This is a genomic window from Bacillus sp. UNC125MFCrub1.1 (assembly GCF_000701305.1).
Taxonomy (GTDB): domain Bacteria; phylum Bacillota; class Bacilli; order Bacillales; family Bacillaceae; genus Bacillus; species Bacillus altitudinis.
The window spans coordinates 1-20,900 of the sequence record NZ_JNIG01000015.1; the positions used below are offsets into that span (position 1 = coordinate 1).

24 protein-coding genes, 2 rRNA genes and 2 other annotated features are annotated in these 20,900 nt (G+C 41.3%); all 26 genes read left to right on the forward strand.

Annotated elements, in window-relative coordinates; genetic code table 11:
- Positions 1-143, forward strand: a 23S ribosomal RNA gene (locus N521_RS12425); the annotation flags it as partial.
- A 61-nt stretch (positions 144-204) separates the two neighbouring features.
- Positions 205-320: ribosomal RNA gene (gene rrf / locus N521_RS12430) — 5S ribosomal RNA — on the forward strand.
- Positions 321-497: 177 nt separating this feature from the next.
- A complete protein-coding gene (locus N521_RS12435) occupies positions 498-962 on the forward strand; it encodes a CtsR family transcriptional regulator (protein ID WP_035391577.1) in 465 nt (154 codons plus the stop codon).
- 14 nt (positions 963-976) lie between these two features.
- On the forward strand, positions 977-1,534 hold the full coding sequence (locus N521_RS12440) for a protein-arginine kinase activator protein McsA (RefSeq protein WP_007496258.1): 558 nt from the start codon (positions 977-979) through the stop codon (positions 1,532-1,534).
- A gap of 4 nt (positions 1,535-1,538) precedes the next feature.
- A complete protein-coding gene (locus tag N521_RS12445) occupies positions 1,539-2,630 on the forward strand; it encodes a protein-arginine kinase McsB (RefSeq protein WP_008345444.1) in 1,092 nt (363 codons plus the stop codon).
- Positions 2,627-5,062 carry an ATP-dependent protease ATP-binding subunit ClpC gene (gene clpC / locus N521_RS12450; RefSeq protein ID WP_007496263.1) on the forward strand — a complete coding sequence of 812 codons (2,436 nt, stop codon included), beginning with the start codon at positions 2,627-2,629 and terminating at the stop codon, positions 5,060-5,062. Before N521_RS12445 ends, clpC begins: the two co-directional genes overlap by 4 nt.
- 93 nt (positions 5,063-5,155) lie before the next feature.
- On the forward strand, positions 5,156-6,535 hold the full coding sequence (gene radA, locus N521_RS12455; protein ID WP_017359160.1) for a DNA repair protein RadA: 1,380 nt from the start codon (positions 5,156-5,158) through the stop codon (positions 6,533-6,535).
- Between the two features lie 2 nt (positions 6,536-6,537).
- Entirely contained in the window at positions 6,538-7,617 is a 1,080-nt protein-coding gene (gene disA, locus N521_RS12460; protein ID WP_007496267.1) for a DNA integrity scanning diadenylate cyclase DisA, read from the forward strand.
- Positions 7,618-7,770: 153 nt separating this feature from the next.
- Positions 7,771-8,871, forward strand: coding sequence for a PIN/TRAM domain-containing protein (locus N521_RS12465; RefSeq protein WP_003217214.1), 1,101 nt, complete (start codon positions 7,771-7,773; stop codon positions 8,869-8,871).
- 13 nt (positions 8,872-8,884) lie between these two features.
- A complete protein-coding gene (gene ispD / locus N521_RS12470) occupies positions 8,885-9,574 on the forward strand; it encodes a 2-C-methyl-D-erythritol 4-phosphate cytidylyltransferase (RefSeq protein WP_008345432.1) in 690 nt (229 codons plus the stop codon).
- Positions 9,575-9,577: 3 nt separating this feature from the next.
- Positions 9,578-10,054: a 2-C-methyl-D-erythritol 2,4-cyclodiphosphate synthase gene (gene ispF / locus N521_RS12475; protein WP_007496273.1), complete on the forward strand. Its 477-nt coding sequence runs from the start codon at positions 9,578-9,580 to the stop codon at positions 10,052-10,054.
- Positions 10,055-10,148: 94 nt separating this feature from the next.
- On the forward strand, positions 10,149-11,600 hold the full coding sequence (gene gltX / locus N521_RS12480) for a glutamate--tRNA ligase (protein ID WP_035391581.1): 1,452 nt from the start codon (positions 10,149-10,151) through the stop codon (positions 11,598-11,600).
- Positions 11,601-11,830 (forward strand) — a binding site (T-box leader).
- Positions 11,831-11,911: 81 nt separating this feature from the next.
- Complete coding sequence (gene cysE, locus N521_RS12485; protein WP_017366453.1) at positions 11,912-12,565, forward strand: serine O-acetyltransferase; 654 nt, start codon at positions 11,912-11,914, stop codon at positions 12,563-12,565.
- The gene (gene cysS, locus N521_RS12490; protein WP_008345429.1) at positions 12,562-13,962 is read left to right on the forward strand and encodes a cysteine--tRNA ligase; all 1,401 of its coding nucleotides are present in this window, start codon (positions 12,562-12,564) and stop codon (positions 13,960-13,962) included. The genes cysE and cysS overlap by 4 nt, the downstream gene beginning before the upstream one ends.
- Before the next feature lie 3 nt (positions 13,963-13,965).
- Positions 13,966-14,397, forward strand: coding sequence for a Mini-ribonuclease 3 (locus N521_RS12495; RefSeq protein ID WP_008345428.1), 432 nt, complete (start codon positions 13,966-13,968; stop codon positions 14,395-14,397).
- Entirely contained in the window at positions 14,381-15,130 is a 750-nt protein-coding gene (gene rlmB, locus N521_RS12500) for a 23S rRNA (guanosine(2251)-2'-O)-methyltransferase RlmB (protein ID WP_008345427.1), read from the forward strand. The genes N521_RS12495 and rlmB overlap by 17 nt, the downstream gene beginning before the upstream one ends.
- Before the next feature lie 2 nt (positions 15,131-15,132).
- Positions 15,133-15,645, forward strand: a complete 513-nt coding sequence (gene rae1, locus N521_RS12505) for a ribosome-dependent mRNA decay endonuclease Rae1/YacP (RefSeq protein ID WP_007496285.1) — start codon at positions 15,133-15,135, stop codon at positions 15,643-15,645.
- 63 nt (positions 15,646-15,708) lie between these two features.
- Complete coding sequence (gene sigH, locus N521_RS12510; protein ID WP_008345424.1) at positions 15,709-16,365, forward strand: RNA polymerase sporulation sigma factor SigH; 657 nt, start codon at positions 15,709-15,711, stop codon at positions 16,363-16,365.
- 76 nt (positions 16,366-16,441) lie between these two features.
- Positions 16,442-16,591 carry a 50S ribosomal protein L33 gene (gene rpmG, locus N521_RS19295; RefSeq protein ID WP_008356502.1) on the forward strand — a complete coding sequence of 50 codons (150 nt, stop codon included), beginning with the start codon at positions 16,442-16,444 and terminating at the stop codon, positions 16,589-16,591.
- Between the two features lie 34 nt (positions 16,592-16,625).
- Positions 16,626-16,802, forward strand: a complete 177-nt coding sequence (gene secE, locus N521_RS12515; RefSeq protein WP_008345422.1) for a preprotein translocase subunit SecE — start codon at positions 16,626-16,628, stop codon at positions 16,800-16,802.
- Between the two features lie 171 nt (positions 16,803-16,973).
- On the forward strand, positions 16,974-17,507 hold the full coding sequence (gene nusG / locus N521_RS12520) for a transcription termination/antitermination protein NusG (RefSeq protein ID WP_003217197.1): 534 nt from the start codon (positions 16,974-16,976) through the stop codon (positions 17,505-17,507).
- Between the two features lie 171 nt (positions 17,508-17,678).
- A complete protein-coding gene (gene rplK / locus N521_RS12525) occupies positions 17,679-18,104 on the forward strand; it encodes a 50S ribosomal protein L11 (protein ID WP_003216956.1) in 426 nt (141 codons plus the stop codon).
- A 99-nt stretch (positions 18,105-18,203) separates the two neighbouring features.
- On the forward strand, positions 18,204-18,902 hold the full coding sequence (gene rplA / locus N521_RS12530) for a 50S ribosomal protein L1 (protein WP_007496292.1): 699 nt from the start codon (positions 18,204-18,206) through the stop codon (positions 18,900-18,902).
- A 46-nt stretch (positions 18,903-18,948) separates the two neighbouring features.
- Positions 18,949-19,089: a sequence feature (ribosomal protein L10 leader region), on the forward strand.
- Between the two features lie 69 nt (positions 19,090-19,158).
- Entirely contained in the window at positions 19,159-19,659 is a 501-nt protein-coding gene (gene rplJ / locus N521_RS12535; protein ID WP_007496293.1) for a 50S ribosomal protein L10, read from the forward strand.
- A 42-nt stretch (positions 19,660-19,701) separates the two neighbouring features.
- On the forward strand, positions 19,702-20,067 hold the full coding sequence (gene rplL / locus N521_RS12540; protein WP_008345418.1) for a 50S ribosomal protein L7/L12: 366 nt from the start codon (positions 19,702-19,704) through the stop codon (positions 20,065-20,067).
- A gap of 96 nt (positions 20,068-20,163) precedes the next feature.
- Positions 20,164-20,769, forward strand: coding sequence for a class I SAM-dependent methyltransferase (locus N521_RS12545; RefSeq protein WP_007496296.1), 606 nt, complete (start codon positions 20,164-20,166; stop codon positions 20,767-20,769).
- Positions 20,770-20,900: the final 131 nt, after the last annotated feature.

A 20,900-nucleotide genomic window follows, 5' to 3' on the forward strand; every position in this document is an offset into this window, starting at 1 on the left:
AAGCATGAAGCCCCCCTCAAGATGAGATTTCCCATTCCGCAAGGAAGTAAGATCCCTGAAAGATGATCAGGTTGATAGGTCTGAGGTGGAAGCGTGGTGACACGTGGAGCTGACAGATACTAATAGATCGAGGACTTAACCTATATTCTAATGTGAAAAATGAACATTGTTATCTAGTTTTGAGAGAACATTCTCTCCATCAGGTTTGGTGGCGATAGCGAAGAGGTCACACCCGTTCCCATACCGAACACGGAAGTTAAGCTCTTCAGCGCCGATGGTAGTTGGGGGTTTCCCCCTGTGAGAGTAGGACGCCGCCAAGCTTTTCAAAGGATCAGTTCCAGTCGGAACTGGTCTTTTTTGTGTTTTTGGGACGTTTGGCACCAGATAAATGTGGAAATAATATTGTTAGTTGAGCGATTATCTTGAAAAATCGATCGAAAAAATTTATAGTAAGATTAAAGTCAAATATAGTCAAAGTCAATGGAGGAGGAGGCGGAGTGGCACAAAATATTTCTGATATCATCGAGCAGTATTTGAAGGAAGTCTTGGATCAGAATGGTCGAGAAATATTAGAAATTAAACGCAATGAAATTGCAGATAAGTTTCAATGCGTACCTTCACAAATTAACTATGTTATCAATACACGCTTTACGAGCGAAAGAGGTTATATCGTCGAAAGTAAGCGTGGCGGCGGTGGCTATATCCGTATCATTAAAGTCAAAATAAATGATGAAGTCGATTTATTGAACAACATTATTTCCCAAATATATCATCGTTTATCACAGGCTGCATCTGATCATATCATCATGCGTCTTGTTGAGAACAACATTTTATCCGAAAGAGAAGCAAAGATGATGATTAGTGTCATGGACCGTTCTGTTTTACACATTGATTTACCTGAACGAGATGAACTGCGGGCTCGGATGATGAAAGCGATGTTAAATGCTTTGAAATTAAAGTAAAGCGGGTGAAAAGATTGATTTGTCAAGAATGCAATGAGAGACCAGCCACTTTTCACTTTACGAAAGTAATAAATGGAGAAAAACAAGAAATGCACATATGTGAACAATGTGCAAAAGAAAACAGTGATTCATATGCTATGAGTGGAAACCAAGGTTTCTCGATTCACAACTTATTATCAGGCTTATTGAATATTGATCCTAGCTTTACCACAAGTGCGAATAAAGGATCATCTATTTTTCAAGAGGCAAGAGAAGTGGATCAATGTCCTAAGTGTGGCTTAACTTTTCAGCAATTCAGGAAAACAGGCCGTTTTGGCTGTGCAGAATGTTATCGAACCTTTGATCAGTATTTAAATCCTGTTTTAAGGAAAGTCCATAGTGGAAATACAGTCCATAATGGAAAAGTCCCTAAACGGATTGCCGGCAGTCTGCATGTTCGCCGGAAACTTGAGTTAATGCAGCAAGAACTGAAGCAGCTGATTGAACAGGAAGAGTTTGAAAAAGCAGCGGAAGTTCGAGATCAAATTCGTGCATTAGAGCATGAGCAATCTCAGCAGAGGGAGGGAGATTAACGACATGTCGCTCCAGCATTTTATTCAAGACGCATTAAGTCAATGGATGAAACAGAAAGGACCAGAAAGTGACATTGTTCTAAGCAGTCGTATTCGGCTGGCACGCAATCTAGAGCATGTTCGTTTCCCAACTCAGTTTTCTCAAGAGGAGGCTGAAGCTGTTCTTCAGCAATTCGAGCAAAAGTTTGCGAGCCAGGAAGTGAAGGACATTGGAAACTTTGTTCTGATTCGAATGAATGACACGCAGCCTTTGGCTAAAAGGGTACTTGTTGAAAAGCATTTGATTAGCCCCAATTTAGCAGAATCAAGATTTGGTGGCTGTTTGCTTTCAGAAAATGAAGAAATCAGTGTCATGCTGAATGAGGAAGACCATATTCGTATTCAATGCTTGTTCCCAGGATTTCAGCTGGCTAATGCACTAAAAGCAGCTAACCAAATAGATGACTGGATTGAAGAGCAAGTGGATTATGCGTTTTCTGAAAAGCGAGGATACTTAACGAGCTGTCCGACCAATGTAGGTACAGGTATTAGGGCTTCAGTCATGATGCACTTACCAGCATTAGCCCTGACAAGACAAATGAATCGCATTATTCCTGCAATTAATCAATTAGGTCTTGTGGTCAGAGGAATTTATGGTGAGGGTAGCGAAGCAATAGGAAACATCTTTCAAATTTCAAATCAAATGACACTGGGTCAATCAGAAGAAGATATTGTAGATGACTTGAATAGTGTGACGGCACAGCTCATTGAACAAGAGCGATCTGCACGTAAGGCATTATATCAGACGTCTAAAATTGAACTTGAAGACAGAGTGTACCGTTCCTTGGGGATTTTGGCTAATTGTCGCATGATTGAATCTAAGGAAACGGCTAAGTGTTTGTCAGATGTGCGACTTGGAATTGATTTAGGTATCATTAAGGGGCTTTCAAGTAATATACTGAATGAACTCATGATTTTGACACAGCCTGGCTTCCTTCAGCAATATTCAGGAGGAGCCTTGGAACCAAATGAAAGAGATATAAAACGAGCAGCAATTATCAGAGAAAGGCTGCGCTTAGAAATGCATAGGAATGGACAGGAGGATGAAACGATATGATGTTTGGAAGATTCACTGAAAGAGCTCAAAAGGTATTAGCACTTGCACAAGAAGAAGCCATTCGCCTAGGCCATAAGAACATCGGAACAGAGCATATTTTACTTGGTCTTGTACGTGAAGGTGAGGGCATCGCCGCAAAAGCATTAGAAGCACTGGGCCTTGTTTCAGATAAAATCCAAAAAGAAGTCGAGAGCTTGATTGGAAGAGGGCAAGAGGTGTCTCAAGCTATTCCTCATTACACACCTAGAGCGAAGAAGGTTACGGAGCTTTCTATGGATGAAGCGAGAAAGCTTGGTCATTCCTATGTAGGGACAGAACATATTCTTTTAGGTCTTATTCGTGAGGGAGAGGGTGTAGCTGCCCGTGTCTTAAATAACCTCGGAGTGAGCTTAAATAAAGCACGCCAGCAAGTATTGCAGCTTCTAGGCAGCAATGAAACGGGTGCATCTGCGGCAGGATCTAATAGCAATGCCAATACACCAACTTTGGATAGCTTGGCAAGAGACTTAACGGCTATTGCGAAAGAAGACAGTTTGGACCCTGTGATTGGCCGTAGCAAAGAAATTCAGCGTGTCATTGAGGTCCTAAGTAGAAGAACAAAGAATAACCCTGTCTTGATTGGAGAGCCTGGTGTTGGTAAAACAGCGATCGCAGAAGGCCTCGCACAGCAAATTATTCACAACGAAGTGCCTGAAATTTTGCGTGATAAACGAGTCATGACACTTGATATGGGAACCGTTGTAGCGGGAACGAAATATCGTGGTGAATTCGAGGATCGTTTGAAAAAAGTCATGGACGAAATCCGTCAGGCTGGAAATATCATTCTCTTCATTGATGAGCTTCATACACTGATTGGTGCAGGAGGAGCAGAGGGTGCGATTGATGCCTCTAATATTCTAAAACCATCTTTAGCACGTGGTGAGCTTCAATGTATCGGGGCAACAACGTTAGATGAGTACCGTAAATATATTGAAAAAGATGCTGCACTTGAACGTCGATTCCAGCCAATTCAAGTGGACCAGCCATCTGTTGATGAAAGTATTCAAATTTTAAGAGGGCTTAGAGACCGTTATGAAGCACATCACCGTGTGTCTATTACAGATGAAGCCATTGAGGCGGCGGTAAAACTTTCTGATCGTTATATCTCTGATCGTTTCCTTCCAGATAAGGCGATTGACTTAATTGATGAGGCGGGTTCAAAAGTTCGCTTACGTTCTTTCACAACACCGCCTAATCTAAAGGAACTTGAGCAAAAGCTGGATGAAGTACGCAAGGAAAAGGATGCAGCTGTTCAAAGTCAAGAATTTGAAAAAGCCGCTTCTCTTCGTGATACTGAGCAGCGATTGCGTGAAAAGGTAGAAGTGACGAAGAAATCTTGGAAAGAAAAGCAGGGACAAGAGAATTCAGAGGTATCTGTTGATGATATCGCAATGGTTGTTTCTAGCTGGACGGGAGTACCTGTTTCAAAAATTGCTCAAACAGAAACAGATAAGCTTCTAAACATGGAACAATTGCTCCACTCTCGCGTCATTGGACAGGATGAAGCAGTTGTTGCTGTTGCAAAAGCTGTAAGACGTGCCCGTGCTGGACTAAAAGATCCGAAACGTCCGATAGGCTCCTTTATTTTCTTAGGGCCAACAGGTGTTGGTAAGACTGAGCTTGCAAGAGCACTCGCTGAGTCTATCTTCGGTGATGAAGAAGCGATGATTCGTATTGATATGTCTGAGTACATGGAAAAACACTCGACTTCAAGACTTGTTGGATCACCTCCAGGCTATGTGGGCTATGATGAGGGCGGTCAGCTGACTGAAAAAGTGAGAAGAAAGCCGTATTCTGTCGTGCTTCTAGATGAGATTGAAAAGGCGCACCCTGATGTGTTTAACATCTTACTTCAAGTGTTAGAAGATGGTCGTCTCACTGATTCTAAAGGTCGTACTGTTGACTTTAGAAATACGATTTTGATTATGACTTCAAACGTTGGAGCTAGTGAGCTGAAGCGCAATAAATATGTTGGCTTTAACGTGCAGGATGAAAGTCAAAATTACAAAGATATGAAAGGCAAAGTAATGGGTGAGCTGAAACGTGCGTTTAGACCGGAGTTCATCAACCGTATTGATGAAATCATTGTCTTCCACTCACTCGAAAAGAAACATCTAAAAGAGATTGTGTCTCTCATGTCTGATCAATTGACAAAACGACTAAAAGAGCAGGACCTTTCAATTGAATTGACGGAAGCAGCAAAAGCCAAGATTGCCGACGAAGGCGTAGATCTTGAGTATGGTGCTCGTCCGTTAAGAAGAGCGATTCAAAAGCACGTCGAGGATCGACTTTCTGAGGAATTGCTGAAAGGCAATATTGAAAAGGGCCAACATATCGTATTAGATGTAGAAGATGGAGAAATTGTCGTAAAAGCAACGGCTGCTACGAACTAATATAGTAAGAAAAAAGTGTGAGGCATACCAGTAAGTTGGATGCCTCCCTTTACTTATTTTCTGACCAGTATAAGGAGTTGTATTCTTCAATCTATGGCTAAGTCAAAATCAAAATTTATATGCCAATCGTGCGGTTATGAGTCAGCCAAATGGATGGGGAAATGTCCCGGCTGCGGCACTTGGAACAGTATGACAGAAGAGGTCGTTCGTAAAGAGCCGGCAAATCGTCGAAGTGCGTTTAATCATTCTGTTCAAACCATTCAAAAACCTTCACCTATATCTGCAATTGAAACATCCGAAGAACCCCGAATTAAAACGAATTTAGAAGAATTTAACCGAGTATTAGGAAGTGGAATTGTCAAAGGTTCACTCGTTCTTATTGGCGGTGATCCTGGGATTGGGAAGTCCACACTATTATTACAAGTTTCAGCACAGCTATCAGATCAGAATCAGAATGTGTTATACATATCTGGTGAGGAATCAATCAAACAAACGAAGCTTAGGGCGGACCGTCTCGGTATTGAAAGTGCCTCTTTACATGTTTTGGCTGAAACCGATATGGAGTATATAACGTCTGCTATACAAGAGATGAAACCCGCTTTTGTTGTGGTCGATTCAATTCAAACCGTTTATCAAAGCGATATCACGTCAGCTCCTGGATCTGTTTCTCAGGTGAGGGAATGTACTGCTCAGCTGATGAAAATTGCCAAGACGAATGGTATTCCTATTTTTATCGTTGGTCACGTGACGAAGGAAGGCTCGATTGCTGGGCCGCGCCTTTTAGAGCATATGGTAGATACAGTTCTTTATTTTGAAGGGGAGCGCCATCATACGTTTCGTATTTTACGGGCAGTGAAAAACCGTTTTGGTTCAACGAATGAATTAGGAATTTTTGAAATGAGAGAGGAAGGGCTCACAGAGGTATTAAACCCATCAGAAATCTTCTTAGAAGAGCGGTCAGCAGGTGTATCTGGATCGTGTGTTGTTGCCTCAATGGAAGGAACAAGACCTGTTCTAGTGGAGATACAAGCACTTATTTCACCGACGAGCTTTGGGAATCCACGGAGAATGGCTACTGGCCTTGATCATAACCGAGTGTCATTGCTTATGGCCGTTTTAGAAAAACGGGTAGGGCTGCTGCTGCAAAACCAAGATGCCTATTTAAAGGTCGCAGGTGGTGTGAAACTTGATGAACCAGCGATTGACTTGGCTATTGCCGTTAGTATTGCATCAAGCTTTAAAGATGCAGCGCCGCATCAAGCAGATTGCTTTATAGGAGAAGTGGGTCTGACGGGAGAAGTCAGAAGAGTATCAAGAATTGAACAGCGTGTGCAGGAAGCTGCTAAACTAGGATTTAAGCGAATGTTTATTCCTCAGGCGAATATAGATGGATGGAAAAAACCGAGAGGGATTGAGTTAGTCGGTGTAGAAAATGTAGCAGAGGCACTTCGTATTTCACTAGGGGGATCATAGAAATGGAAAAAGAGAAAAAAGGAGCGAGAGAAGTCGATCTCTTAGATATTGTCCAGTTTGTGGCACCGGGGACACCCCTGCGGGCAGGGATTGAAAACGTCCTAAGAGCCAATACTGGAGGGCTCATTGTTGTTGGTTATAACGATAAAGTGAAAAGTGTGGTAGATGGAGGATTTCATATTAATTCTGCATTCTCCCCAGCACATTTATATGAATTGGCGAAGATGGATGGGGCGATTATTTTAAGTGACTCTGGTCAAAAAATCTTGTATGCGAATACACAGCTCATGCCGGATGCAACCATTCATTCATCAGAAACAGGCATGAGACACCGAACGGCTGAACGTGTAGCAAAGCAGACAGGCTGCTTAATCATTGCCATTTCTGAACGTCGGAACGTCATTACCTTATACCAAGGGAATCGACGATATACGCTGAAAGATATTGGTTTTATTTTGACGAAGGCCAACCAAGCGATACAAACACTTGAGAAATATAAAACCATTTTAGATCATGCCATTTCTGCGTTAAGCGCCTTAGAATTTGAAGAGCTTGTGACCTTTGGTGATGTATTATCCGTGCTGCATCGTTATGAAATGGTACTTAGAATCAAAAATGAAATCAATATGTATATCAAAGAGCTTGGGACAGAAGGACACTTGATCCGTCTGCAAGTCAATGAGCTGATTACAGATATGGAGCAGGAAGCGGCTTTATTTATTAAAGATTACGTGAAAGAAAAGATCAAAGATCCATATGTGCTGCTGAAACAGCTCCAAGATATGTCGAGCTTTGAACTTTTAGATGACTCTATTTTGTACAAGTTACTCGGCTATCCAGCATCTACAAATATTGACGAATATGTGTACACTAGAGGTTACAGATTACTTCATAAAATCCCTAGACTGCCTATGCCAATCGTTGAAAACGTGGTCGAAGCATTTGGTGTGCTAGATCGAATTATGGAAGCGGATGTACAAGATTTGGATGAAGTAGAAGGAATTGGAGAAGTAAGAGCGAAAAAGATAAAAAAAGGATTAAAAAGACTGCAAGAAAAACATTATATCGACCGTCAGCTATAAAAAGAGAAATTTTTCTTAAATACGGTTAAAAATGGATGAATATGGGTATATTAATGATGGTTTTGTTTTCTGTTCATGATGATAGGAAACTTAAGCATATATCAATGTCAGATGAAGGTGGATTGACAGATGAAAAATAAAGGAGGTGAAGGTATGTTAAAAAGAATCGTTCAGGCGTTTTTTATCATTTTCGGTGCAGTTGTAGGGATTTTTATCATTCCAGAGTTATTTCTGCTGTTAAATGTGAAGGACATACCTTTCATAACAAATGCTTACTCTTCAGCACTAATAGGAGCCGCTGTGTTCTTTATCATTGGTAAATGGTGCACAGGCTATGTGGTTAATTGGGTGAAATGGATCGAGGATTCTCTATTGAAGGCGCCTCTTCCTGATCTTATATCTGGAAGTTTCGGTTTAGTATTTGGACTTATTCTAGCATATCTTATTGTAAACGTGATCCCGCTAAACAATATCCCATATCATATTTTTGGTACCATTATTCCGATTTTCCTGGCTTTCTTTTTAGGATACCTTGGATTTCAGGTAGGGTTTAAGAAGAAGGATGAAATGATGGGGTTGTTCTCCCGATCTGCAAAGGTCACAAAGAAAAAAGGAGCAGCTGATGATGAACCTGAAATAGAAGATAAAAAGCTGAAAATTTTAGACACAAGTGTTATCATTGATGGAAGAATCGCAGATATTTGTCAAACTGGATTCCTAGAAGGTGTGATGGTCATTCCTCAATTTGTACTCGAGGAATTACAACACATTGCAGACTCTTCTGATGTATTAAAGAGAAATAGAGGCCGAAGAGGTCTTGATATTTTAAATCGTATTCAAAAAGAACTGGATATTAAAGTTGAAATTTACGAAGGTGACTTCGAAGATATTCAAGAGGTTGACAGCAAGCTTGTGAAACTCGCTAAGTTAACTTCAGGTGTTGTTGTGACAAATGATTTTAATTTAAATAAAGTATGCGAACTTCAAAAAGTAGCAGTGTTAAACATCAATGATCTAGCCAATGCAGTCAAACCGGTTGTACTGCCTGGGGAAGAAATGAAGGTACAGGTCATCAAAGACGGGAAAGAGCATAACCAAGGTGTTGCTTACTTAGATGACGGTACGATGATTGTGGTCGAAGAAGGACGCAATTATATTGGAAAAGACATTGATGTGCTCGTCACGAGTGTGCTGCAAACTGCTGCTGGAAGAATGATTTTTGCGAAGCCAAAACTTCTGGAGAAGGCGCTCTAAAGGGAGAACGAACATGTATTATGAAGTAGTTATTCCGGCTGCGGGGCAGGGGAAGCGAATGAAGGCCGGCCGCAATAAACTTTTTATTGAATTGAAAAGAATGCCGGTCATCATCCACACACTGAAGGTGTTTGACGCTCATTCACAATGCAGACGCATGATCTTAGCGATCAATGAAGAAGAGCGTCGTGACTTTGAAAGGCTACTGAAGGTACACGCTTTTCAAACGCCTGTTTCACTTGTCACTGGCGGTGAAGAACGGCAGCAAAGTGTATACGAAGGATTGAAGGCTGTGCAAGATGCGGACATCGTGCTTGTTCATGATGGCGCAAGGCCTTTTATTAAGCATACACAGATTGACTTGCTCGTTAAAGCAGCGATTGAAAAAGGCTCCGCAGTCGTAGCGGTACCAGTGAAAGACACAATCAAACGCGTTCAAGAAGGCAAAGTGGAACAAACCATTGAACGTCAGAGCTTGTGGGCAGTCCAGACCCCACAAGCTTTTCGTCATTCTATTTTAAAAGAAGCGCATGAACATGCGGAGCGGACAGGCTTTCTTGGAACAGATGACGCCAGTCTTGTGGAACAATTACACGGTGAGAGTGTGTATATTGTCCAAGGAGACTATACCAATATTAAACTGACAACACCGGATGATTTATTGGTTGCTAAGGCAATTATGGATGCGGAAAGAGGGTACTAGAACATGTTTAGAATAGGACAAGGTTTTGATGTACATCAATTAACAGAGGGAAGACCTCTTATTATTGGCGGTGTGACGATCCCTTATGAAAAGGGTCTACTTGGGCATTCAGATGCGGATGTACTGCTTCATACTGTGGCGGATGCCTGCCTAGGTGCGATTGCAGAAGGAGATATCGGCAGACATTTCCCAGACACGGATCCTGAGTTTAAAGATGCAGACTCTTTTAAATTACTTCAGCACGTGTGGGCACTTGTAAAAGAAAAAGGCTATACACTGGTGAATATCGATTGCACGATCATGGCGCAAAAACCAAAGATGGCACCATACATTCAGCCAATGTGTGAGAAAATCGCAGAAGCTCTTGAGGCAGATGTCACACAGGTGAATGTCAAAGCAACAACGACAGAGAAACTTGGATTTACAGGAAGAGGCGAAGGAATTGCCTCTCAGGCGACAGTGCTTCTTCAGAAAAAGTAAAATCCGTTTTGATGAGAATGGGTTTTGATGATAAAATACGTTTATAAAAAATTGGTGTCAGACAACATGATGCAGATGAAAGGAAGTTAAACTCATGGGAAATGAAGTGCGTGTTCGTTATGCACCGAGTCCAACTGGTCATTTACATATTGGGAATGCTAGAACGGCTCTTTTCAACTATTTGTTCGCACGCAGCCAAGGCGGCAAATTTATTATTCGAATCGAGGATACGGATCAAAAGCGTAATGTAGAAGGCGGAGAAGAAAGTCAGCTTCGCCACCTGCAGTGGCTCGGAATTGATTGGGATGAGAGCATTGATAAAGATGGGGGCTACGGTCCTTACAGACAATCAGAGCGTAATGATATTTACAAAAAATATTATGACGAGCTGCTAGAGAAAGATTTGGCGTATAAGTGCTATTGTACGGCTGAAGAACTAGAAGAAGAGCGTGAAGCACAAATTGCCCGCAGTGAAATGCCTCGATACTCTGGTAAATGCAGTCATTTATCAAAAGAAGAAGAGGACAAGCTGATTGCTGAAGGAAGAGAGCCAAGCATCCGCTTCCGAGTGCCTAAAGGAGAAATCATCAAATTTGACGATATGGTCAAAGGCGAGATTTCATTTGAAACAGACGGCATCGGTGACTTTGTTATTGTGAAGAAAGATGGTACACCAACGTATAACTTCGCTGTAGCGGTGGATGATCATTTGATGAAAATGACTCACATTCTTCGTGGTGAGGATCACATCTCGAATACACCTAAACAAATTATGGTCTTCAATGCATTTGGCTGGGATGTTCCGCTGTTCGGACATATGACGCTGATTGTAAACGAGAACCGCAAGAAATTAAGCAAGCGTGATGAATCAATTATCCAGTTCATCGAACAGTATAAGAACTTGGGCTATTTACCAGAAGCTTTGTTTAACTTCATTGCACTACTTGGATGGTCTCCAGTTGGCGAAGAGGAACTATTTACAAAAGAGCAGTTCATCGATATTTTCGATGTCAATCGACTTTCTAAGTCACCAGCTCTCTTCGATATGCATAAACTAAAATGGGTGAATAACCAATACGTAAAAGCACTTGATCTTGATCAAGTTGTGGCACTTACACTTCCACATCTTCAAAAGGCAGGCAAGGTAAGCGAGCAGCTGTCAGAAGAAGAAAACACGTGGGTGCGCAAACTCATTTCTCTATACCACGAGCAATTGAGCTACGGAGCAGAAATTGTTGAGTTAACAGAGTTGTTCTTTAAGGAACAAATTGAGTATAATCAAGAGGCAAAGGAAGTTCTTGCAGAAGAGCAAGTACCAGAAGTGATGGCTTCGTTTGCAGGTCAGCTTGAACGTCTTGAGTCTTTCACACCTGATGAAATCAAAGCTGCCATTAAAGCGGTACAAAAAGAAACAGGGCATAAAGGTAAGAAACTATTCATGCCAATTCGTGTGGCTGTCACTGGACAAACGCATGGCCCAGAGCTTCCGCAAAGTATTGAACTACTAGGTAAAGAGACGGTATTAAACCGCATTAAACAAATATAAGGAAAATCGTTGCGAGGGAGAAGTACAATGTTTTCGCCTATCACAGAAAGAGTCTTCACCGGCTGAAAGAGACTTATGGGCAGACGTTGGAAATGCACCCTCAAGACCCTTGAGGAACACGTATGTTAGTATGCAAGGGCGGTACCCTCCGTTATGGGATGAAGTTGAGGAAGTTTGCAATAAGAGGCTTTCTAAACAGAGTGGAACCGCGTTTTCAAAACGTCTCTGTCATATGGCAGAGGCGTTTTTTATTTGTCCAAAAAAGAGAGTAAGTCCTAAGAGAGATTGATGGGGAAGAACGGGGGGAGCATGTGTTTTTCAAAATGCTGAAAGAAGATATTGATACTGTGTTTGATCAAGATCCTGCTGCTAGAAGCTATCTTGAAGTAGTGCTAACCTATTCAGGGCTTCATGCGATTTGGGCTCATCGTGTTGCGCATGCATTTTACAAGCGTAAGCTGTATTTTCTTGCGCGGATCATTTCTCAGGTCAGCCGGTTTTTCACAGGGGTTGAGATTCACCCAGCAGCAACCATCGGCCGGCGGTTCTTTATTGATCACGGCATGGGCGTCGTGATTGGGGAAACATGTGAAATTGGCGATAACGTCACTGTTTTCCAAGGCGTGACATTAGGGGGAACAGGGAAAGAAAAGGGAAAGCGGCATCCAACTATTTTGGACGATGCGCTGATTGCGACTGGTGCTAAGGTGCTCGGTTCTATTACCGTAGGAAAAGGGTCCAAGATTGGTGCGGGGTCTGTTGTGTTAAAAGACGTACCAGACCATTCTACTGTTGTAGGTATACCTGGGCGAGTGGTCGTTCAAAATGGAAAGAAAATCAATCGTGATCTCAATCATCAAGATTTGCCAGATCCAGTTTCTGATCGTTTCAAAGAATTGGAGCGAGAAATGGAAAAGCTAAAACGTGAGCTGGCTTCATTGAGCAGAAAGGAAGAACAATCATGACAATCAATATTTATAATACATTGACACGTAAGAAGGAAGAGTTTGTCCCGCTTGAACCAGGAAAGGTCAAAATGTATGTATGCGGACCAACCGTGTATAACTACATTCATATCGGGAATGCAAGACCGGCCATTGTATATGATACGGTACGTAAGTATTTAGAATATAGCGGCTATGATGTGAATTTCGTATCCAACTTTACTGATGTGGATGATAAACTCATCAAAGCAGCAAATGAATTAGGCGAGGATGTCCCAACGATTGCTGATCGATTTATCCAAGCATACTTTGAGGACGTCAGTGCATTAGGCTGCAAAAAAGCAGACCTTCACCCGCGAGTGACAGAAAATATGGATGATATCATTGCGTTTATCGCCACATTGATTGAAAAAGGCTACGCCTATGAAGCAGATGGTGACGTGTATTACAGCACACGCTCATTTGAAGGCTACGGAAAACTGTCTCACCAATCGATTGATGAATTAAAGACAGGTGCCCGTATTCGTGTAGGTGAAAAGAAAAGGGATGCACTCGACTTTGCATTATGGAAGGCCGCAAAGGATCAGGAGATTTCTTGGGATAGCCCGTGGGGAGAAGGGCGGCCAGGCTGGCACATCGAGTGCTCTGCGATGGTCAAAAAGTATTTAGGCGATACGATTGACATTCATGCTGGCGGACAGGATTTAACGTTCCCTCATCACGAGAATGAGATTGCTCAATCTGAGGCTTTGACAGGAAAACCTTTTGCGAAGTATTGGATGCATAACGGGTATATTAATATTGAGAATGAAAAAATGTCAAAATCACTTGGGAACTTTGTGCTCGTACATGACATTATTAAAGAACAAGATCCAGATGTGCTTCGTTTCTTTATGCTGTCGGTTCACTATCGTCATCCAATCAATTACTCCATTGACTTATTGGAAAGTACAAAGAGTGCATTTAACAGACTCAAAACATCTTATTCAAATCTACATCATCGCCTTGAGAGCAGTACCAATTTAACAGAGGATAACACGGAATGGCTGACAAAGATTGAAGAGCAGCGTGCGACATTTATTTCTGAAATGAATGATGACTTCAATACGGCAAATGCCATCTCTGTTTTATTTGAACTAGCGAAACAAGCGAATTACTATATGGAAAATGATCATACTTCTGAGGAAGTGATCAAGGCATTTATTGGCTTGTTCCAAGAAATCACATCCGTCCTCGGCTTCTCACTAGAAGAAAAGCACACGCTTGACGAAGAGGTAGAAGCATTAATTGAGAAGCGGAATGAAGCTAGAAGGAATCGTGACTTCGCATTGTCTGATCAAATTCGTGACCAGTTAAAGAGCATGAATATTGTATTGGAGGACACTCCTCAAGGTACGCGCTGGAAAAGAGGAGAATAGGTCATGTTGAATTTTGAAAAGCTGAAAGACGGAAAACAGTTGAACGGACTTGCACTTGCTTATATGGGTGATGCCATTTTTGAAGTATACGTGAGGCATCACCTCCTCCAAACGGGGGCGACCAAACCAAATGAGCTTCATAAACGTGCAAGTAAGATCGTTTCAGCTAAATCTCAGGCCGCTATTTTATTTGAGCTTCAGCAGAAGGGCTTTTTCACAGAAGCGGAAGAAGCGGTGCTGAAAAGAGGAAGAAATGCAAAATCAGGCACAGTGCCTAAAAACACAGACGTTCAAACGTATCGTTATAGTACAGCGTTTGAAGCGCTCATGGGTTATTTATTTATCGAGAAGCAGGACGAACGCTTAGAAGAGTTGATTAGTCAGGCGATTGAAATCGGAACGTCAGGGAGGAAGACAAATGAGTCAGCAACATGATTATGTGATTGGGAAAAATGCAGTGATTGAAACACTGAAGTCAGATCGGGAGTTATATAAGCTCTGGATGGCAGAAAACACTGTAAAAGGACAAGCCCAGCAGGTCATTGAACTCGCGAAAAAGCAAAATATCACCATTCAGTATGTTCCGAGGAAAAAGCTTGATCAGATGGTAACAGGTCAGCACCAGGGAATCGTTGCACAAGTAGCAGCATATGAATATGCAGAATTGGACGATCTGTATCAAATTGCTGAAAAGCGGAATGAACAACCATTTTTCATCATCTTAGATGAAATTGAAGATCCGCACAATTTAGGGTCGATCATGCGTACGGCCGATGCTGTTGGTGCACATGGAATCGTCATTCCAAAACGACGAGCGGTAGGCTTGACGACAACTGTTGCGAAAGCATCTACTGGAGCCATTGAACATATCCCGGTCGCAAAAGTAACCAATCTTTCCAGAGCTCTTGATGAAATGAAAGAAAGAGGAATCTGGGTCGCAGGAACAGATGCATCTGCGAAGCAGGACTACAGACAATTTGACGGCACGATGCCTCTCGCTCTTGTCATCGGCAGTGAAGGAAAAGGAATTGGCCGATTGATTAAGGAAAAATGTGATTTCTTGATTAAATTGCCAATGGCCGGGCAGGTCACTTCATTAAATGCATCAGTTGCCGCTAGTCTATTGATGTATGAAGTGTATCGAAAACGTTATCCGTTAGGAGAATAGAGATGGACATCCTCTTAGTCGATGGATACAACATGATAGGTGCATGGCCTCGTTTGCAGCACTTAAAAGAAAACAGCTTTGAAGAAGCCAGAGACGTGCTGATTCAACATTTAGCAGAATATCAAGCATATACAGGGTATCGAGTCATTGTCGTATTCGATGCCCATATGGTCAAAGGAATCGAAAAGAAGCGGACAAACCACCGAGTAGAGGTCATCTTTACAAGAGAAAATGAAACGGCTGATGAGCGGATTGAAAAACTGGCACAAGACTTGAATAACATTCGGACGCAAATTCATGTGGCGACCTCTGATTATACAGAACAATGGGCAATTTTTGGACAGGGTGCACTTCGTAAGTCAGCACGAGAGCTCTTAAGAGAGATAGAAGTGATTGAACGAAAGATTGAAACACGTGTCAAAAAGATTACTTCTGATAAACCAGCATCCAAAATTGAATTGTCAGAAGATGTATTGAAAACGTTTGAAAAATGGCGGCGGGGAAACTTGGAATAGCTTGACGATATTTCAACCATTATTGTATAATATTTCTATCTAGGTGCGGTCGGGGGGATCGAAGTGAATCTAAACAACAGCAAGGGTAAGTCCATCAGAGAGCAATTTTGCCAGTTGGAAGATGAACAAGTCATTGAAAGGGTTCATGTCGGAGATAGTGATGCGCTAGATTATTTAATAACGAAATACCGCAATTTTGTACGTGCGAAAGCAAGATCTTATTTCTTGATTGGAGCGGATCGAGAGGACATTGTCCAAGAGGGGATGATCGGACTTTATAAGTCTATCCGCGATTTCAGAGAGGACAAGCTTACTTCATTTAAGGCTTTTGCAGAATTATGTATTACCCGCCAAATTATCACCGCAATTAAAACAGCTACTCGCCAAAAACATATCCCGTTAAATTCCTATGTATCATTAGACAAGCCGATATACGATGAAGAATCGGACAGAACATTATTGGACGTCATTTCCGGTGCTAAAGCGCTTAACCCAGAAGATTTAATCATTAGCAAAGAAGAATTTGATGATATTGAAATGAAAATGGGTGAATTACTAAGCGAGCTGGAAAGAAAGGTACTTGTGCTTTATCTTGATGGTAGGTCCTATCAGGAGATTTCTGAAGATTTAAACCGTCATGTGAAATCAATTGATAACGCACTCCAAAGAGTAAAGAGAAAATTAGAGAAATATTTAGAGCTGCGCGAGATCAGTCTCTAATCAAACCTATATTGACAGCTTTTTCGACACTGTGATAAGGTACTAAGGAAATGATGTCGAGAAAATAGGTGTAAATATGAGGAAAAAGATTACTCTAGCCTGTAAAGACTGCGGAAGCCGCAATTATACGACAATGAAAAGTGTTGCTTCAGCAGCTGAAAGATTAGAAGTTAAGAAATATTGCAAGACTTGTAATTCACATAAAACACATTTAGAAACGAAGTAGGATTTGCGTTCTTTAATCTGTGGAGGTCTTTTACATGCGTATTATCAGTTTCTTAAAAAGTGTCGGGAAAGAAATGAAAAAGGTCAGCTGGCCAAAGAAAAACGAAATGGTCCGCTACACGATCACTGTTATTTTAACAGTCGTATTTTTTGCCATCTTTTTCTCTTTTCTTGATATAGGAATCTCACAATTAATCGAATTAATTCATTAATACTTGAATAATGGTCTGCTGAACGTGCTATAATAGATCATAATATGACTTGCCAAAAAACCCGTTTTACGGGTTTTTTCAATTGCTTGAAAATATTTACCGGTACTCGAGATTCGTCAAATAGACATTACGAAATGTGGGGAGGGAAGGACTAAATAGTCCTGAACGAAAATGGAAAAGAATTGGTATGTTGTGCATACGTACTCTGGCTATGAGAACAAAGTGAAAGCGAACTTGGAAAAGCGTGTTGAATCAATGGGCATGCAGGATAAAATTTTCCGCGTTGTTGTACCAGAAGAAGAAGAAACGGACATTAAAAACGGTAAGAAAAAAGTAGTGAAAAAGAAAGTATTCCCTGGATATGTGTTAGTAGAAATCGTCATGACTGACGATTCTTGGTATGTCGTTCGTAATACACCAGGTGTGACAGGATTCGTTGGATCAGCTGGATCAGGCTCTAAGCCGACAGCGTTATTACCTGGCGAAGCAGAAACCATTCTGAAGAGAATGGGGCTTGAAGAGCGCAAGACAGAAATCGACTTTGAACTTAAAGAAACAGTCAAGGTCATCGATGGACCATTTGCTAACTTCACAGGCTCTATCGAAGAGATTGATTATGATAAAAGCAAAGTCAAAGTATTCGTTAATATGTTTGGTAGAGAAACTCCTGTGGAACTTGAGTTCACACAGATCGATAAATTGTAATTTAAAAGAGCTTGAAATGAGTGTATAGAAGTGGTAATATAGCAAAGGTACGTCTTGAGTTCGCTCAAGATCGCTAGCTAGTTATTTCGTCATTCATATAAAGAATGAAGTTGTTGAGTGGGAGGGGGATTCCCCTATTACCACATCACGGACTTTAAGGAGGTGTGTCTCGTGGCTAAAAAAGTAGTTAAAGTTGTTAAATTGCAAATTCCTGCTGGAAAAGCTAACCCAGCTCCACCAGTTGGACCTGCACTAGGTCAAGCCGGTGTTAATATCATGGGATTCTGTAAGGAGTTTAACGCTCGTACAGCTGACCAAGCTGGTCTTATCATTCCTGTTGAAATTTCGGTTTTTGAAGACCGTTCATTTACATTTATTACTAAAACTCCACCTGCTGCAGTTTTACTTAAAAAAGCAGCTGGTATTGAGTCTGGTTCTGGTGAACCTAACCGTAATAAAGTGGCAACTGTTAAGCGTGATAAAGTACGCGAAATCGCGGAAACAAAAATGCCTGACTTAAACGCTGCTAGCGTTGAATCAGCTATGCGCATGGTTGAAGGTACTGCACGCAGTATGGGTATTGTCATCGAAGATTAATTTTTTGTCTTGTTGGGTTGCGAGTTTGGTTTTGACAAGTTCGCAACCCTTATTCGTGGGAGGTTATTCCGCTAAAACCACATAAGGAGGATTTTTATAATGGCTAAAAAAGGTAAAAAGTATGTAGAAGCTGCTAAGCTAATCGAACGTACTAAAGCGTATGATGTAGCTGAAGCTGTTTCTCTTACAAAAAAAGCAAATACAGCGAAATTTGATGCGACTGTAGAAGTTGCTTTTCGTTTGGGCGTAGACCCTCGTAAAAACGATCAACAAATCCGCGGTGCAGTTGTACTTCCTAACGGAACTGGTAAAACTCAACGCGTTCTTGTGTTCGCTAAAGGCGAAAAAGCAAAAGAAGCAGAAGCTGCTGGAGCAGACTACGTTGGAGATTCTGATTACATCACTAAAATCCAACAAGGCTGGTTCGAATTCGATGTAATCGTTGCGACACCTGACATGATGGGTGAAGTTGGTAAGATCGGTCGTGTACTTGGACCAAAAGGTCTTATGCCAAACCCTAAAACAGGAACTGTAACTTTCGAAGTAGAAAAAGCAATCAATGAAATCAAAGCTGGTAAAGTAGAATACCGCGTTGATAAAGCTGGTAACATCCACGCGCCAATCGGAAAGGTTTCTTTCGAGGACGAAAAGCTTGTTGAGAACTTTGCAACAATCTATGACACAATCCTTAAAGCAAAACCTGCAGCGGCTAAAGGTGTATACGTGAAAAACGTTTCTGTTACATCTACTATGGGCCCTGGCGTGAAAGTGGACCCATCTTCTTTCTCTGCAAAATAATTCTTGACTTGTCACAACCGTTTTGATAATATCAAAATGTTGTAAAATAGAATAATCATTTATACCGTAGACAGCAGGGGCCTTATGGCTTAATTAACCCGCCGAGGTGTATATGTCACAGTCTTACGTTAACGTATGCTTGTATATACAGCCTCCATGTCTTAATGGAGGCTTTTTATATGGAGAACCGTTCGTTAGGAACGTGATGGCCTGATCGGTATAAGTGTTACACAAAGAATGTACAGGAGGTGTAACCATGAGCAATGCAATCGATACTAAAAAAGTTGTCGTTGATGAAATTACTTCTAAATTTAAAGACAGTTTGTCTACTGTAATCGTAGATTACCGCGGTCTTTCAGTTTCTGAAGTGACTGAACTTCGTAAACAGCTTCGTGATGCTGGCGTAGAATTCAAAGTTTACAAAAATACTTTGACTCGCCGTGCAGTTGAACAAGTTGAACTAACGGGTTTAAACGATTTCTTAACAGGTCCAAACGCTATCGCATTCAGTAACGAAGATGTTATCGCACCTGCGAAAATCATCAACGAATTTGCGAAAAGCCACGAAGCTTTAGAAATCAAAGCTGGTGTTATCGAAGGAAACGTAGCGACTGTAGAAGAAGTGAAGGCTCTTGCGGAGCTTCCGTCTCGCGAAGGCTTACTATCTATGTTGCTTAGCGTTCTTCAAGCTCCAGTTCGTAACCTTGCTCTTGCTACTAAAGCAGTTGCAGATCAAAAAGAAGAACAAGGCGCTTAATGCGTACTTGACGTAAAAAAACTTAAAATGGAGGAATTACAAATGGCTTTAAATATCGAAGAAATCATTGCTTCAGTTAAAGAAGCAACTGTACTTGAGTTAAACGACTTAGTAAAAGCAATCGAAGAAGAATTTGGCGTAACTGCTGCTGCTCCTGTAGCTGTAGCTGCTGGTGGCGGTGCTGCTGCTGAAGAAAAAACTGATTTTGATCTAGTACTTGCTGGTGCTGGAGACCAAAAAATCAAAGTTATCAAAGTGGTTCGTGAAATCACTGGTCTTGGCTTGAAAGAAGCTAAAGAACTTGTTGACAACACTCCAAAACCACTTAAAGAAGGTATTGCTAAAGAAGAAGCTGAAGAACTTAAAGCTAAGCTTGAAGAAGTTGGCGCTTCTGTAGAAGTTAAGTAATCTTCGCCTAATCTTTTGGGAAAGCTCGCTTTTACTGGCGGGCTTTTTCTTTTCTTATCTCCTGAAACGATTGAATCCAGAGGAGGTCCATTCACCATGAGTGACCACTATTATACGGAAAAGCCATCAGTGAAAAGCAATAAACAGACATGGGACTTCACCTTGAGAAACCGTAGCTTTACTTTTACAAGTGACAGTGGAGTGTTTTCTAAGAAAGAAGTCGACTATGGTTCGAGGCTTTTAATTGAAGCTTTTGAAGAACCTGACTTGGATGGCGACGTCTTAGATGTCGGTTGCGGTTATGGACCGATCGGCTTATCGTTAGCAAACGAAATGACAGGCCGCACCATTCATATGATTGATGTGAACGAAAGAGCAGTCGAACTTTCAAAGGAAAACGCTAAGCATAATCGCATTGATAATGTCCGCATCTATCAAAGTGATTTGTTCTCGAATGTTCATTCATCAGCTGCTTTTGCCTCTATACTGACCAATCCCCCAATACGGGCAGGGAAGAAAGTAGTACATGCGATCTTTGAAAAAAGTGCTGATCATTTATTGCCGGAAGGTGAGTTGTGGGTGGTTATTCAGAAAAAACAAGGTGGACCATCTGCGATTGAGAAATTAGAGCAGCTTTTTGGAGAAGTGACGGTCGTTATGAAAAAAAAGGGCTACTATATTATCAAAGCTAAAAAAGTTTGACGCAGTTTCCTAGCTGTGTTAACATTATAAAATGCCAATGTGTATATTTTGCTTGATAGGCTTAAAAAACAACTATTTTGTATAAATTATGCATACTTGGGAAAACTAATAAAATCGGTATTTGTTTTTGG